General features: G+C 73.4%; 17 protein-coding genes. 11 read left to right on the top strand and 6 right to left on the bottom strand.

Annotation, left to right across the window (positions count from 1 at the left end; translation table 11 throughout):
* From B7P34_RS31690 to B7P34_RS31715, 6 genes are all read left to right on the top strand, one after another.
* A partial coding sequence (locus B7P34_RS31690) for an urease accessory UreF family protein (RefSeq protein ID WP_286157531.1) occupies positions 1 to 342 on the top strand: 342 nt, incomplete at its 5' end.
* Positions 343 to 580: 238 nt separating this feature from the next.
* The gene (gene ureG, locus B7P34_RS31695; protein WP_106681638.1) at positions 581 to 1,273 is read left to right on the top strand and encodes an urease accessory protein UreG; all 693 of its coding nucleotides are present in this window, start codon (positions 581 to 583) and stop codon (positions 1,271 to 1,273) included.
* A complete protein-coding gene (locus B7P34_RS31700) occupies positions 1,231 to 2,082 on the top strand; it encodes an urease accessory protein UreD (protein WP_223268425.1) in 852 nt (283 codons plus the stop codon). Before ureG ends, B7P34_RS31700 begins: the two co-directional genes overlap by 43 nt.
* A gap of 161 nt (positions 2,083 to 2,243) precedes the next feature.
* Positions 2,244 to 3,845, top strand: a complete 1,602-nt coding sequence (locus B7P34_RS31705) for an alpha/beta hydrolase (RefSeq protein ID WP_106681639.1) — start codon at positions 2,244 to 2,246, stop codon at positions 3,843 to 3,845.
* A gap of 175 nt (positions 3,846 to 4,020) precedes the next feature.
* Positions 4,021 to 4,221, top strand: a complete 201-nt coding sequence (locus B7P34_RS31710) for a hypothetical protein (protein ID WP_106681640.1) — start codon at positions 4,021 to 4,023, stop codon at positions 4,219 to 4,221.
* 129 nt (positions 4,222 to 4,350) lie between these two features.
* Positions 4,351 to 4,779, top strand: a complete 429-nt coding sequence (locus B7P34_RS31715; protein WP_106681641.1) for an SSI family serine proteinase inhibitor — start codon at positions 4,351 to 4,353, stop codon at positions 4,777 to 4,779.
* Positions 4,780 to 4,824: 45 nt separating this feature from the next.
* Here the strand turns inward: B7P34_RS31715 and B7P34_RS37795 are convergent, their stop codons facing one another.
* The 5 genes from B7P34_RS37795 to B7P34_RS31735 all read right to left on the bottom strand — a co-directional run bounded on the left by B7P34_RS37795 (position 4,825) and on the right by B7P34_RS31735 (position 9,302).
* Positions 4,825 to 4,983 (bottom strand): hypothetical protein, encoded by a 159-nt coding sequence (locus B7P34_RS37795; RefSeq protein ID WP_189383218.1) that lies wholly within the window; start codon positions 4,981 to 4,983, stop codon positions 4,825 to 4,827.
* A gap of 131 nt (positions 4,984 to 5,114) precedes the next feature.
* A complete protein-coding gene (locus B7P34_RS31720; protein WP_106681642.1) occupies positions 5,115 to 6,068 on the bottom strand; it encodes a cytochrome c oxidase assembly protein in 954 nt (317 codons plus the stop codon).
* A gap of 91 nt (positions 6,069 to 6,159) precedes the next feature.
* Positions 6,160 to 7,185: a 6-phosphofructokinase gene (locus B7P34_RS31725; RefSeq protein WP_106681643.1), complete on the bottom strand. Its 1,026-nt coding sequence runs from the start codon at positions 7,183 to 7,185 to the stop codon at positions 6,160 to 6,162.
* Between the two features lie 120 nt (positions 7,186 to 7,305).
* The gene (locus B7P34_RS31730; RefSeq protein ID WP_435693990.1) at positions 7,306 to 8,040 is read right to left on the bottom strand and encodes a type 1 glutamine amidotransferase; all 735 of its coding nucleotides are present in this window, start codon (positions 8,038 to 8,040) and stop codon (positions 7,306 to 7,308) included.
* 23 nt (positions 8,041 to 8,063) lie between these two features.
* Positions 8,064 to 9,302, bottom strand: coding sequence for a MurT ligase domain-containing protein (locus B7P34_RS31735; protein ID WP_030364333.1), 1,239 nt, complete (start codon positions 9,300 to 9,302; stop codon positions 8,064 to 8,066).
* Between the two features lie 177 nt (positions 9,303 to 9,479).
* Between B7P34_RS31735 and def the strand changes: the two genes are divergently transcribed.
* Complete coding sequence (gene def / locus B7P34_RS31740) at positions 9,480 to 10,055, top strand: peptide deformylase (RefSeq protein ID WP_106681644.1); 576 nt, start codon at positions 9,480 to 9,482, stop codon at positions 10,053 to 10,055.
* A gap of 133 nt (positions 10,056 to 10,188) precedes the next feature.
* Here def and B7P34_RS31745 read toward each other — a convergent pair whose 3' ends face one another.
* Positions 10,189 to 10,833, bottom strand: a complete 645-nt coding sequence (locus B7P34_RS31745; RefSeq protein WP_106681645.1) for a TetR family transcriptional regulator — start codon at positions 10,831 to 10,833, stop codon at positions 10,189 to 10,191.
* A gap of 171 nt (positions 10,834 to 11,004) precedes the next feature.
* On the opposite strand from B7P34_RS31745, the gene B7P34_RS31750 reads away from it, so the two are divergent.
* The 4 genes from B7P34_RS31750 to B7P34_RS31765 form a co-directional block, all read left to right on the top strand.
* Complete coding sequence (locus B7P34_RS31750; RefSeq protein ID WP_223268426.1) at positions 11,005 to 12,216, top strand: acyl-CoA dehydrogenase family protein; 1,212 nt, start codon at positions 11,005 to 11,007, stop codon at positions 12,214 to 12,216.
* Between the two features lie 14 nt (positions 12,217 to 12,230).
* The gene (locus B7P34_RS31755; RefSeq protein WP_106681649.1) at positions 12,231 to 12,638 is read left to right on the top strand and encodes a VOC family protein; all 408 of its coding nucleotides are present in this window, start codon (positions 12,231 to 12,233) and stop codon (positions 12,636 to 12,638) included.
* Positions 12,639 to 12,738: 100 nt separating this feature from the next.
* Positions 12,739 to 13,275, top strand: coding sequence for a hypothetical protein (locus tag B7P34_RS31760; protein ID WP_106681647.1), 537 nt, complete (start codon positions 12,739 to 12,741; stop codon positions 13,273 to 13,275).
* Positions 13,276 to 13,407: 132 nt separating this feature from the next.
* On the top strand, positions 13,408 to 14,330 hold a 923-nt coding region (locus B7P34_RS31765; RefSeq protein ID WP_146166985.1), incomplete at its 3' end, for an RNA polymerase sigma factor.

Consider the following 14,330-nt stretch of genomic DNA (forward strand, 5'->3'; position numbering starts at 1 on the left):
GCCGCGGCCCGGCCGCGCGGCGCCCACCAACCGGTCGTCCTCGGCCTCGTGGCCCGGTCGGCCGGACTGGGCCCGCTGGACGCGGCCTACGCCTCCGTCTACGAGTCGGTCAGCGGCCCGGCCACCGCGGCCGTACGCCTGCTGAGCCTCGACCCGTTCGACGCGACGGCCGTCCTGGCCCGGCTCGCACCCGCGATGGACGCCGTCGCGGGGCGCGCGGCGGAGGCCGCGGCGCGGGCGGCGGTGGAGGGCCCGGACGCCCTGCCGGCCTCCGCGGCCCCCCTGCTCGACATCACGGCGGAACTCCACGCGTCCTGGCCCGTACGCCTCTTCGCAAGCTGATGCCCGTCCGTCCCGTGCCTCGGCCGCGCATCCCGCGGCGCCTGCCCATTCCGCCGGACACACGCCGCGGTGGCTCGCCGCCGTCGCGGCGGGCTCCTTCTTCGCTGCGGCGTGGCATGGAGGCCCGCCGGTACGGCGGACACCTCTTCGCCGCAACGGCGATCAGCCACCGTGGCGAGGCCCCGGCGGCATCCGCAGCCACCCGAACCCTTTCGACCACCGAACCCCCGGAGGGACCATGCACCTCGACCACCCCGAGTCCTACCCCCACCGCCACACCTACAGCGCCGCCTCCCCGGTGCGTCCCGACGGCACCCGCCGTGCCCTGCGGATCGGGCTCGGGGGGCCCGTCGGGTCGGGGAAGACGGCCACGGTCGCCGCCCTGTGCCGCGCGCTGCGCGACGAGCTGTCCGTCGCCGTCGTCACCAACGACATCTACACCCGCGAGGACGCGGAGTTCCTGCTGCGCAACGCCGTCCTGCCGCCGGAGCGGATCACCGCCGTGGAGACGGGGGCCTGCCCGCACACCGCCATCCGCGACGACATCTCCGCCAACCTGGAGGCCGTGGAGGACCTGGAGGAGACCGCAGGGCCGCTGGACCTCGTCCTGGTCGAGTCCGGCGGTGACAACCTCACCGCGACCTTCTCGAAGGGACTGGTGGACGCGCAGATCTTCGTCATCGACGTCGCGGGCGGCGACGACATCCCCCGCAAGGGCGGCCCGGGCATCACCACGGCCGACCTGCTCGTCGTCAACAAGACCGACCTCGCCCCGTACGTGGGCGTCGACCTGGAGGGCATGGCGCGCGACGCGAAGGCGCAGCGCGGCGAGCTGCCCGCCGTCTTCACCTCCCTCGTCACCGAGGGCGGCGTGGAGCCCGTCACGGCGTGGGTGCGCGCGCAGCTCGCCGCGTGGACCGCGGCGCCGTGACCACGGCCCTCGCCCCGGCGGGGCCGGGCCTGCTGGCCTCGGCCAGGATCGTCGCCGCGGCCGACGGCAGGGGCGGCACCGCGCTGCCGGTCCTCGACGGCGCCGGCCCCTTCGCGCTGCGGCGCCTGCGCCCGGTGGGGCGCGAGGCGCGCGTGTGCCTGGTGGGCGCGATGAGCGCACCACTGGGCGGCGACGCCCTCGCGCTCTCCGCCGAGGTGGGGGACGGCGCGGCGCTGCACTTCCGCACCACGGCCGCCACCATCGCCCTGCCGGGCCGTACGGGCGCGCCGGCCACGTACGACGTCCGCATCCGCGTGGGCGACGGCGCCGTACTGCACTGGCTTCCCGAGCCGCTGATCTCGGCCCGCGGCGGCGAGCTGCGGATGACGACGACCGTCGAACTCGCCCCGACGGCCCGGCTGGTGTTCCGGGAGGAGCAGATCCTGGGGCGCGCGGGGGAGCCGCCCGGCCGGCTGACCGCACGCCTGACCGCCCGTCACGGCGGGCGCCCGCTCTACGACCAGGAGCTGTCGTACGGCCCGGGGGCGCCCGGCTGGGACGGCGGGGCGGTGCTGGGCGGCCACCGGGCGGCCGGGCAACTCCTCGTCGTGGACCCGGCCTTCGCGGCGCGCCCGCCCGCGCCGCGGGTCCTGGGGCCGACGGCGGTCGTCGCCCCGCTGGCCGGACCGGCCGCCGTCGTGAGCGCGGTCGCGCCGGACGGCCTGCAGCTCCGGACGCTGCTCGAAAACGGCCTCTCCGGGGTGGATTTCGGTATACAACCTGATAAGGATAATCCGGTACAGCAGTGACGAAAGGCGTCACTCGTGGCGCGCTGTGTTTCGTCATTCTTACGGATTAGTAAAGAACACTCGTACGACCTGTCCATTGTGGGATAGGAGACGAAAGGATCCCCTTGCAGCATTGCGATCTCCGCCGCCCCAAGCGGCGTACCTTGCAGGGGGATTCCTACGTGAGACACACGTCAATACTCGGCGCGGCCGGCACCCTGGTGACCGGCGCACTGGTGGCCGGGTTCCTGACCGCCCCGGCCGCCGGCGCGAGCGAGCGCGTGCCGGGCGGGGCCGCCGAGGCCCGCGGCGCGAAGGTGGCCGCCGACCGCGCGGCCAAGACGGGCATCAAGTGGCAGGACTGTCCTGCCGCCTGGGGCCTGGAGAAGCCCATCCAGTGCGGCTACGTCACGGTTCCCGTCGACTACGCCAAGCCCGACGGGCCCACGATCAAGATCGCAGTGGACCGGGCCCGCTCCACCGGTACCGCGGACGAGCGCCAGGGCGCCCTCCTCTACAACCCGGGCGGCCCCGGCGGCTCCGGCATGAAGTTCCCGCGCCGGATCACCACCAAGGCCCCGCTGTGGGCCAAGACCGCGAAGGCGTACGACTTCGTGGGCTTCGACCCGCGAGGCGTGGGCCACTCCGCCCCGATCTCCTGCATCGACCCGCAGAAGTTCGTCGCGGCCCCCAAGGCCGACCCGGTGCCGGACAGCGAGGCCGACAAGCGCGCCCAGCGCAAGCTGGCCCGCGAGTACGCCGACGGCTGTGCCGAGCGCAGCGGCAAGCTGCTGCCGTACCTGACGACGGCGAACACCGCGCGCGACGTCGACGTCGTCCGGGCCGCCCTCGGCGAGAAGAAGCTCAACTACCTGGGCGTCTCCTACGGCACCTACCTCGGCGCCGTCTACGGCACCCTGTTCCCGGGCCACGTCCGCCGCCTGGTCGTCGACAGCGTCGTCAACCCGGACCGGGACAACATCTGGTACCAGGCCAACCTGGAGCAGGACATCGCCTTCGAGTCCCGCTTCAAGGACTGGGAGACGTGGGTCGCCAAGCACGACGACGCCTTCCACCTCGGCACCACGCAGGCCCAGGTCCAGAAGAACTGGGAGAAGCTGCGGGCGTCCGCCAAGGCGAAGCCCATCGGCGGGGTCGTCGGCCCGGCCGAGCTGATCAGCTTTTTCCAGGGCGCCGCGTACTACGACACCTCGTGGGTCCCGGTCGCCGAGACCTGGAGCAAGTACGTCGCCGGTGACGAGAAGGCGCTCGTCGAGGCCGCCGGCCCCGACCTGTCCAACACCGCGGGCAACATCGCCGCGGAGAACAGCAACGCGGTCTACACCGCGGTCGAGTGCGCGGACACCAAGTGGCCCACCAGCTGGGCCAAGTGGGACCGCGACAACACCCGCATCCACCGCCAGGCGCCCTTCATGACCTGGGCCAACGCGTGGATGAACCTGCCGTGCGCCACGTGGAAGGCCCCCCAGGGCAACCCCGTCGAGGTCACGACCCACAAGGGCCTCCCGCAGACCCTGATCATCCAGAGCGAGCGCGACGCCGCGACGCCGTACCAGGGCGCCGTGGAGCTGCACAAGCGCTTCAAGGGCTCCCGCCTGATCACGGAGAAGGACGCCGGCTCGCACGGCGTCACGGGCGAGGCCAACCCCTGCGTCAACGCCCGGCTCGACGCCTACCTCGTCGACGGCAAGCTCGACGCCCAGGACGTGACGTGCGCCCCGCACGCCACCCCCGAGCCGCCGAAGGCCGCCGCGGCGAAGTAGCACCACCGCACCGCACGACGGCGCCCCGGTCCTCCAGGACCGGGGCGCCGTTCGCGTTGTCGCCGCAGTTCAGGGCGATCGGGAGGGTTTTCGGCTGGATGACCATTTGATGAGCATTCTGGGAACCTCGACGGTTCTCGGTGTTTTGAGTGCGGTTCCCTCGTAGCCTGTGCACATGCCCGTCAACCCGGACCTCACCCAGTCGCCCGAGGAGATCAACGACGCGATCCGTGCGTTCCTGGCCGAGCGCCGCGGCCGGATGCTCAACGGTGAGGAGCGCAGGGCCTACGAGCGGTTGCGGGCGGAGTGGCTGGTGGCGGTGCGGGCCGGGGCGGGGGCGGCCGTGTCGTCCTCCTCGTGCGCCGGGGCGCAGTAGGGTGACTCCTCCCGCGGCCGGCCGGGTGGCCGGCCGCCGCCGCCCGGGGGACGGTGCGGCGCGGCGGCTTGCCGGGCCCGGTCCGCGCGCGATGGCCTTGACCCGGGCACCCCGCTCCAGGAGGCACCGATGTCCCTACCCCGTACCGCCGCGGCCGCCTCGGCGGCCGCAGCCGCTCTCCTCCTCCTCGCCGCACCGCAGGCCGCGGCGGGGGGCGGGCCGGGCGGGGCGGGCAGGCACGGCCGCGCCGACGGCACCGACGGGCAGCTCTTCCTGACCGTCTCCGGCGCGCAGAACACCTGGATCCGCGGGGTGCAGCTGAGCTGCCCGGACGCCGACGGCCATCACTCGCACGCCGCCGAGGCGTGCATGGCGTTGAACAAGGCGAAGGGCGACCCGGGCCGGGTGCCCGGCGCGGCGCACCGGTGCACCCGCCAGTACGACCCCGTGACCGCGACCGCCGAGGGCGAGTGGAACGGCCGCCCCCTCGTCTGGCACAAGACCTTCCCCAACGCCTGCGCGCTCGACGCGGCGACCGGGCCCGTCTTCCGCTTCTGAGCCCCCGGGCCCGGGTCTCGCGGCCCTGGTCTCACGGCGCTCCGCTCACGCCCCCCGGGCGACGAGCGTGCCGATCGTCAGCAGCGACAGCATCACCCACGCGAACCACAGCCAGCCGTCGCTGCCGATCGTCACCGAATACGCGGTCACCACGACGAGGCCCCCCACCGTCAGCCCCGCCATCGCCTTCGCCGATCCGGTCATCCCCGCACCTCCTCACGGCGGCCCGGGAGCGCGCCGACGCGCGAGGGGCCGCGGCCTGGAGTCCATCGTCTCCCGGCCGCGGCCCCTGCCGCCAGATCCCGTGCGCCCCGCCTCCCGCGTGCGCCCGCGCCTCACGTCTCCCGCGAGCGCAGCGAGGCGAGGTACGCGTTGTACGCCTCCAGCTCCTTGTCGCCGTTGCGGTCCGCGGCGCGGTCCGAGCGCCGGGCCTGCCGCTGCTCGGAGCGGTACCACTGGTAGGCCAGCGCGAGCAGCACCACGACCGACGGGATCTCGCTGAACGCCCAGGCGATGCCGCCGCCCGCCTGCTGGTCCTCCAGCGCGTCGATGCCCAGCGAGGCCGGCGGGTGCATGTACGTGCCGATCATCGGCTCCGACGCCATCATCAGCGCGATGCCGAAGAACGCGTGGAAGGGCATGCCCGCGAACAGCTCCAGCATCCGCATCACGTAGCCCGGCCGGTGCGGGCCCGGGTCCACGCCCATGATCGGCCAGAAGAACACCAGGCCCACGGCGAGGAAGTGCACCATCATCGCGATGTGGCCCGTCCTCGACTCCATCAGGAAGTCGAAGAGCGGCGTGAAGTACAGCGCGTACAGGCTCGCGATGAACAGCGGGATCGTGAACACCGGGTGCGTGATGACCCGCATGTAGCGGCTGTGGAGCAGCGAGACCAGCCACTCGCGCGGCCCCCGGCGGCCGCGCCCGGCCGCGGGCAGCGCCCGCAGCGTCAGCGTCACCGGCGCACCGAGCAGGAGCAGGATCGGCGAGAGCATGCTGATCACCATGTGCTGCACCATGTGCACGCTAAACATGACCATGCCGTAGTCGTTCAGCTTGGTGCACATCACCAGCCACACGGTCAGCACGCCGAGGACGAACGCGACGGTCCGTCCCACCGGCCAGGCGTCGCCGCGGCGCCGCAGCCGGACCACCGCCCAGCCGTAGAGGGCCAGCGCCAGCAGACAGCCGGTCATGAAGAACGGATCGCCGCTGAACTGCAGCCCCCGTTCCAGCGTGAACGGCGGCATGTCCATGTGCATCATGCCGTGCCCGCTGTGATCCATCCGCTCTCTCCCATTTCGCACCAATGCGCCGGGACCAGACTAGAGGCGCCCCCGGCCGTGACCACGGCCGGGGGCGCCTCCTGCGCGTGGATCACAGCACGCACTCGACCTCGGTGTACCGCTCCTGCGGCACGGTCTTGAGCCGCTCGACGGCCTCGGCGAGGGGCACCAGCGTGATGTCCGTGCCGCGCAGGGCCGTCATCTTGCCGAAGTCCCCGCGGTGCGCGGCCTCCACGGCGTGCCAGCCGAAGCGGGTCGCGAGGACGCGGTCGTACGCGGTCGGGGTGCCGCCGCGCTGCACGTGGCCGAGGATGACCGGGCGGGCCTCCTTGCCCAGGCGCCGCTCCAGCTCGTCGGAGAGCTGCCGGGCCACCCCGGCGAACCGCTCGTGCCCGTAGACGTCCGTGGCGCCGGTCTCGAAGGCCATGGAGCCCTCGCGCGGCTTGGCGCCCTCGGCGACGACGACGATCGCGAAGCGCTTGCCGGCCTCGAAGCGCCGGCCGACGACCTCGGTGAGCTCGTCGATGTCGAAGGGCCGCTCGGGCACGACGATGGCGTGGGCTCCGGCGGCCATGCCCGAGTGCAGGGCGATCCAGCCGGTGTGCCGGCCCATCACCTCGACGATGAGCACACGCTGGTGGGACTCGGCGGTGGTCTTCAGCCGGTCCAGGGCCTCGGTGGCCACGCCGACGGCGGTGTCGAAGCCGAACGTGACGTCCGTCGAGGCGATGTCGTTGTCGATGGTCTTGGGCACGCCGACGATCGGCAGGCCGGCGTCCGACAGCAGCCGGGCGGCCTTGAGCGTGCCCTCGCCGCCGATCGGGATGACGGCGTCCAGGCCGAGGTCGGCGACGTGGCCCTTGGCCCGCTCGACGCCGTCCCGCAGCTGTGCGGGCTGGACGCGGGAGGAGCCGAGGATCGTGCCGCCGGTGGCCAGGATGCCGGCCACGGCGTCCAGGTCGAGGGTGCGGTGGTCGCCTTCGAGGAGGCCCTTCCAGCCGTCGTGGAAGCCGATGACCTCGTCGCCGTGGTCGACGACCGCGCGGTGCACGACGGACCTGATGACGGCGTTCAGACCGGGGCAGTCGCCACCGGAGGTGAGTACACCAATGCGCATGACAGGGGGAAACCTTCGCAACAGGGCGGGGGACCGGACCCCGTCGTCCGGTTGCGTCCCCGCCACCTTAACCGCGATGGGTGGCGGGGGACGCGACCGTCCGTCATGCGGTCGGCAGGGCTACGCCGACTGGGTCGCCGCGGCGATCCGCTCGGCGCGCAGCGCCTCGTACCAGCGGTCGTCGACCGGCGGCAGGGCGTTGACGTCGAGCGCCAGCTTGATCAGCATGTCCGAGATGTGCGGGTTGCGGGCCATCACCGGGCCGTGCATGTACGTACCGAAGACGGTGTCGTTGTACGCGCCCTCGAAGCCGTCGCCCGTGCCGTTGCCGTTGCCGTAGCGCACGCGGGCGAACGGGCGGGCCGTCGGGCCGAGGTGGGTGATGCCCTGGTGGTTCTCGAAGCCCGTCAGCGGCGGCAGGCCCAGCGGCTCGTCGATGTCCGCGAGGACGTCGCCGACGCAGCGCTCGCCCTCGCCGCGGGTGCTGATGACGTCGAGCAGGCCGAGGCCCTGCTCGCGCTGGCCCAGGTCGTTGATGAACTCGTGGCCCAGGATCTGGTACCCGGCGCAGACCGAGAAGACGATCGCGCCGTTGGCGACGGCCCGGTTCAGGCCGCCGTCGCGGCGCAGCCGCTCGGCCGCGAGCCGCTGCGGACGGTCCTCGCCGCCGCCGATCAGGTAGATGTCCCCGGAGGTCGGGATGGGCTGGTCCGACCGGATGTCCACGCGCTGGACGTCCAGCCGGCGCTGCCGCGCCCGCCGCTCCAGGACCAGGACGTTGCCCTGGTCGCCGTAGGTGCTGAGCAGGTCGGGGTAGACCCACACCACACGCAGGCTGTTCTGGCTCATGCTCACAATCCTGTCTGGTCTCGGCGGGGTCAGTTGCCGACGCGGCGGCGGACGTCCTGGAACGCCGTGTAGTTGGCGATCAGCTCGATCTTGCCGGGCGGGCACTGCTGCACGGCCTCGTCGACGGTCTCGCAGACCCGGAAGTCCAGGCCCGCGACCTCCAGCCGGACGGCCAGGTCCAGCTTGCGGTCGCCGATGACGAAGATCGGGTGGCCGGCGAGGCGCGGGTAGTCCACGTCCCACAGCCAGGAGGTGTCGGTGCCGTCGGCCCCGCGGGCGTTGACCGCGAGGATCACCGGCGCCGGCGGGCCGTCGATCAGCGAGAACGTCTCCAGCCAGCCGGCCGGGTTCTTGGCCAGCAGCAGCCGGATGTCGCGGCCGAGGAACTGCACCACGTCGAACCGGCCCGCGACCGCCTGCACCTGGTACATCCGCTCCAGCGCGACCTGCGGCGGGACGCCGAAGGTGGCCGCGACGGCCGCGGAGGTGGTGGCGTTCGCCTTGTTGGCCCGGCCCGGCAGCTGCAGGTGGATCGGCCACGCCGAGCCGTGCGGGTCGAGGACGTAGTCGCCCGACAGCGCCCAGCTCGGGGTCGGCCGGCGGAAGCCGCACTCGCCGCAGAACCAGTCGTCGCCGGGGCGCTGCATCACGCCGCCGCACGACGGGCAGGACCAGGCGTCGTCCTTCCACTCCTGGCCGGCCGCCACCCACACCACGTTCGGCGAGGAGGAGGCGGCCCACACGATCAGCGGGTCGTCCGCGTTCGCGATGATCACTGCCTTGGTGCCGGCCAGGCCCTCACGCCACTTCTCGGCGAGCATGCGCGTCTCCGCGGCCCGGTCGAGCTGGTCGCGCGAGAGGTTCAGCAGCGCTATGGCCTTGGGGGAGACGTCCCGGGCGACACCCGCCAGGTACTTCTCGTCCACCTCGATCACGCCGTAGCGCGCGTCGGAGCCGCCCGCCAGCGCCGAGGTGATGCCCGCGGGCATGTTCGCGCCCAGTGCGTTGGACACCACCGGGCCGCTGGCCCGCAGCGCCTCGGCGATCAGCCGGGTCGTGGTCGTCTTGCCGTTGGTGGCGGACACCAGGACCACGTCCAGGTGGGTCGCCAGCCGGGCCAGCAGGTCGGGGTCGAGCTTGAGCGCGACCTTGCCGCCGATCACCGATCCGCTGCCGCGGCCCGCGGCCCGCGACACGGCCGCAGCCGCCTTGCCCGCCGTCACGGCCAGCTTGGCCCGCGGCGACAGTGGCCCCGAGTTGCCTGCCATCGTCCTAGATCCTCCTTGTTCCGGCGCCGTGCCCGTCCCTGGTCCGCCGGTGGTGGAACGCCCCCTCCGCGCCGAATCGCCAGCCAGGAGGCCCGGTCGGGGATCAGCCTATCGAGATCCGGCCGCAGGCCCGAACCGGCCGTCCACGTAGCGCGAGGTTGACCGTAGGGTTGGCGCATGCGAAACGGCTCCATCCCCGGCTCTTCCGGACGCGTCCGGCCCATGCGGCTGCTCGGCGACCCGGGGCTCGGCACCCCCTGCGAAGACGTCACGGACTTCGGCGACGACCTCGCGCGGCTCGTCGAGGACATGTTCGCGACCATGTACGCGGCGGGCGGCGTGGGCCTCGCCGCCAACCAGATCGGCGTCCCGCTGCGCGTCTTCGTCTACGACTGCCCGGACGACGAGGACCGCCGCCACCTGGGCCACCTGGTCAATCCCCGGCTCGTCGAGGCCGACGGGATCACCGTCCGCGGGCCGGAGGGCTGCCTGTCCGTCCCCGGCATCGAGGCGGGCACGCCGCGCTTCGACCACGCCGTCGTCGAGGGCTTCACCCTGGACGGCTCGCGGGCGCGCGTCGCCGGCACCGGGTTCTTCGCCCGGTGCCTGCAGCACGAGTGCGACCACCTCGACGGCGGGCTCTACCTGGACCACGTGACGGGGCTGCGCCGCCGCCGAGCGCTGCGGGCCGTACGCCGCGCGCCGTGGGCCGGGCGCACGGAGGCGCTGCCGGAGCCGGCCCGTACGGCGTAGGGCGTACGGGCGGCCGGCCGCGGCGCGCTCTGCGGAACGAGGCGCTTGAGAAGCCGGGCCCGCTCCGGAAGCCGGGTCCGCCCAGGAGCCGAGCCGGCTCCGGAAGCCAGGTCCGCCCGGGAGTCGGGTCCGCTCAGAAGCCGGGGCCGCCCGGCAGGTCGCCCGAGGAGGCGAGCCGGCCCCACAGCAGGTCCGCGAGGTGGCGCACGAGGTGCTCGCGCGGGAAGGGGCGCTCGCGCAGCCACCAGTCGCCGGCGGCGTGCATCATGCCCACGATGCCGTGGCCCCAGGCGCGCGACAGCTCGTCGCTGTCCGGGCCCAGGTCGACGCGCTCGGATATGACCTGGGCGAGCTCCTCGCCCATCCGCCGCAGCAGGGGCGCCGAGTGCCGCCCCACGTCGAAGCCGCCCTCGGAGGGCTGGCCCTCGTCGGCGGGATGCATCAGGAAGCGGTAGACCTGCGGCCGGGCCTCTATGGCCGCGAGGTAGTTGTCCAGCGTCCGCTCGACGCGGTCGCGGCGCTCGGCCGGGGCGTCGAGCGCGGCCCGCAGCCCCACGAGCAGCGCGTCGGTGTGCCGGGCGGCCAGGGCGCGGTAGAGGCCGCCCTTGTCGCCGAAGTGCCGGTAGAGGATGGGCTTGGTGATGCCCGCCTCGGCGGCGATCGCGTTCATCGAGGCCCCCGGCCCCTCCCGCAGCACCACCCGGTCCGCGGCCTCGAGCAGCTCCTGGCGGCGGCGCTCCGCCGCGTGCTGCTGGTCCTCCCGCTGACTGGTTTCCATATGACCTGCCTCCCCGCCCCTGTGAATCGTGATGCCTGCGCAACGTAACACCCGCTCCACCCAGCGAATCCGGGAGGCGGGACGGTTGACACTACTACCGGTCGGTAACATACTCGCGTTACTGCGAGTAACGCCGTGTCGAGGGTGGGAGGCCGTGTGGCCGAGTTCACGATGGAGCTCAATGAGGACCAGCGGGGGGTGCGCGACTGGATCCACGGCTTCGCCGCCGAGGTGATGCGCCCGGCCGCCGCCGAGTGGGACGAGCGCGAGGAGTTCCCCTGGCCCGTCGTCCAGGAAGCGGCCCGCATCGGCCTCTACTCCCTCGACTTCTACGCCCAGCAGTTCTTCGACCCCACCGGCCTCGGCATCCCCATGGCCATGGAGGAGCTCTTCTGGGGCGACGCCGGCCTCGGCCTCGCCATCACGGGCACCGGCCTCGCCGCCATCGGCGTCCTCACCAACGGCACCGAGGAACAGATCGGCACCTGGCTCCCGCAGATGTACGGCGACGCCGCCGACGTGAAGATCGCCGCCTTCTGCTCCTCCGAGCCCGACGCGGGCTCCGACGTCTCCGCCATGCGCACCCGCGCCGTCTACGACGAGGCCAAGGACGAATGGGTCCTCAACGGGACGAAGACCTGGGCGACCAACGGCGGCATCGCGAACGTGCACGTCGTCGTCGCGGTCGTCGACCCCGAGCTGGGCGCCCGCGGGCATGCTTCCTTCATCGTCCCGCCGGGCACGCCGGGGCTCTCCCAGGGCCAGAAGTTCAAGAAGCACGGCATCCGCGCCTCGCACACCGCCGAGGTCGTCCTCGACGGCGTGCGCCTCCCCGGCCACTGCCTCCTCGGCGGCAAGGACAAGCTGGACGAGCGCCTGGCCCGCGCCCGCGAGCGCGCCCGCACGGGCGGCGCCCGGACGCAGAACGCCGCCATGGCCACGTTCGAGGCCTCCCGGCCCACCGTCGGCGCCCAGGCCGTCGGCATCGCCCGCGCCGCGTACGAGGTGGCGCTCGACTACGCCCAGACGCGCGTCCAGTTCGGCCGCCCCGTCATCGACAACCAGGGCGTCGCCTTCCAGCTCGCCGACATGCGCACCCGCATCGACGCCGCCCGGCTGCTCGTGTGGCGCGCGTCCTGGATGGCCACCGCGGGCAAGCCCTTCACCTCGGCGGAGGGGTCGATGTCCAAGCTCTTCGCGGGCGAGACGGCGAAGGCCGTCACGGCCCAGGCGATGCAGATCCTCGGCGGGAACGGCTACACGCGGGAGTACCCGGTGGAGCGGATGCACAGGGACGCGGCGATCTACACGATCTTCGAGGGGACGAGCGAGATTCAGCGGCTGGTGATCGCCCGTACGATCTCGGACGTACCGATCCGCTGAACGGGGGCGTGGGCGTGCTGCACCATCTGGAGCTGTGGGTGCCTGACCTGCAGCGGGCCGAGAAGAGCTTCGGCTGGCTGCTCGGCGCCCTGGGCTGCACGCCCCACCAGCACTGGGAGCACGGCCGCAGCTGGCGGCGGGGCTCCTTCTACCTCGTTGTCGAGCAGTCGCCCGCGCTCACGGCCGGCACCCACGAGCGGTGCCGGCCGGGCATGAACCACGTCGCCTTCCGCGTGGAGGGCCGGGCGGCCGTCGACGCGCTCGTGGAGGCGGCTCCCGCGCACGGCTGGCGGCTGATGTTCCCCGACCCGCACCCCTTCGCCGGCGGAGTCGGCCACTACGCCGCCTACCTGGAGAACGAGGACGGCTTCGAGGTCGAACTCGTGGCCGTCACGGCGGAGGACGCTCCCGGCGATTTCTGACGGTGCTTCCGGCGGATGAACCGGCCTCCGCCGCGCGGCGGAGGCGGTCCGTCCCGCGGGCGGACGCGGGGGACCCGGCCCCGCCACCAGCATGAATCCCATGCTGAAGACGAACGCCCTGCCCGGCGTGCCCCGGTGGGCCGTCCTCGCGGCCCACGCCGTCCCCCTGGTCACCCTGCCGTCGGGGCTGTGGCGGATCGCACTCGTCGCCGGGCTGCCGGTGGCCCCGCGCGACGGCGACGTGTCCTTCGGGGAAGACCTGTACGTCCTCTCGCTCACCGTGGTCTCCGAGGCCCTCGCCCTGCTCACGCTCGGACTCGTGCGGTCCTGGGGCGACGTCGTGCCGCGGTGGATCCCCCTGCTGGGCGGCCGGCGGGTGCGCCCGCTCGCGGCCGTGGTCCCGGCCCTGCTGGGCGTGACGGCGTTGACGGGCCTGGCCGTCTGGTTCTTCTGCGCCCCCTACGTGAACCCGGATCAGGCCATCTGGCAGGGAACCCCGGCGCAGGACGCGCTCCTCGCCGCCTGCTACCTCCCCCTGCTGGCCTGGCCGCCGCTCCTGGCGGCCGTGACCGTCGCCTACTACCGGCGCCGTACGGCCCGGAACGGGGCGAAGGGGCGGACTCTCGCCCGGGTGTGAGCACCCCTCATACCCACCCCGGCAAAAAAGATTCCGCCGAATCGAAGGTTTTTCTGTTATCCGCTGCGCGCCCCCCGGTCTCCCCATGCGTAAGACCGCCGATGCGGTGGAGCGGAAAGAGGTGGGCGGAACGTGAACTTGGACAGCACGGCCGGTGTGGTCGAAGCGGCGCGCGGCGGGGACCGCGCGGCGCAGGGCGAGCTGGTCGCCGCATGCCTGCCCTTGGTCTACAACATCGTCGGCCGGGCCCTGAACGGCCACGCGGACGTCGACGACGTCGTGCAGGAGACCATGATCCGGATGGTCGGCGGCCTGGGCGGGCTGCGCGACCCCGAGGGCTTCCGGTCGTGGCTCGTCGCGATCACGATGAACCAGATCCGCAGCCACTGGCGCAAGGAGCGGGGGGACCGCAAGGACGCCCCCGCCGGCGGCCCGCAGGAGATGGCCGAGGCCGCCGCCCCCGAGCCCGACTTCGTCGAGTGGTCGATCCTCCGCCTCGGCCTGCAGGGCCAGCGCAGGCAGGCCGCCGAGGCCACGCGCTGGCTCGACGGCGAGGACCAGGTCGTCATGTCGCTGTGGTGGCTGGAGGCCGCGGGCGAACTGAACCGCGCCGAGGTCGCCGCGGCCCTGGGCCGCTCGCCGCAGTACACCGCCGTCCGCGTCCAGCGCACCAAGGCGCAGCTGGAGACCGCCCGCGTCGTCGTCCGCGCCCTCGCCACGACCCCGCGCTGCCCCGAGCTCACCGGCGTCCTCGGGGGCTGGGACGGGGCGCCGGGCCCGCTGTGGCGCAAGCGCATCGCCCGGCACGCGCGCGGCTGCTCCGACTGCGGCGGGCACTGGTCCGCGCTGGTGCCCGCGGAAGGGCTGCTCGCCGGCCTCGGGCTGGTCCCCCTCGGGGCCGCCCTGCTGGGCCGGCTGACCGGGAGCGCGATGGGCGACGCCATGACGGCCTGCGCCGCGACGGGACCCGCGGAGCCCTCGGGGGCCGCCGCGTCCTCGGGGGCCGCCGCGCCCTCCTCCTCCGCTCCGTCCGGGGCGGCAGGGCGCGCGGCCCG

Origin of the sequence: Streptosporangium nondiastaticum (genome assembly GCF_003011965.1) — a bacterium.
Classification (GTDB): Bacteria; Actinomycetota; Actinomycetes; order Streptomycetales; family Streptomycetaceae; genus Streptomyces; species Streptomyces nondiastaticus.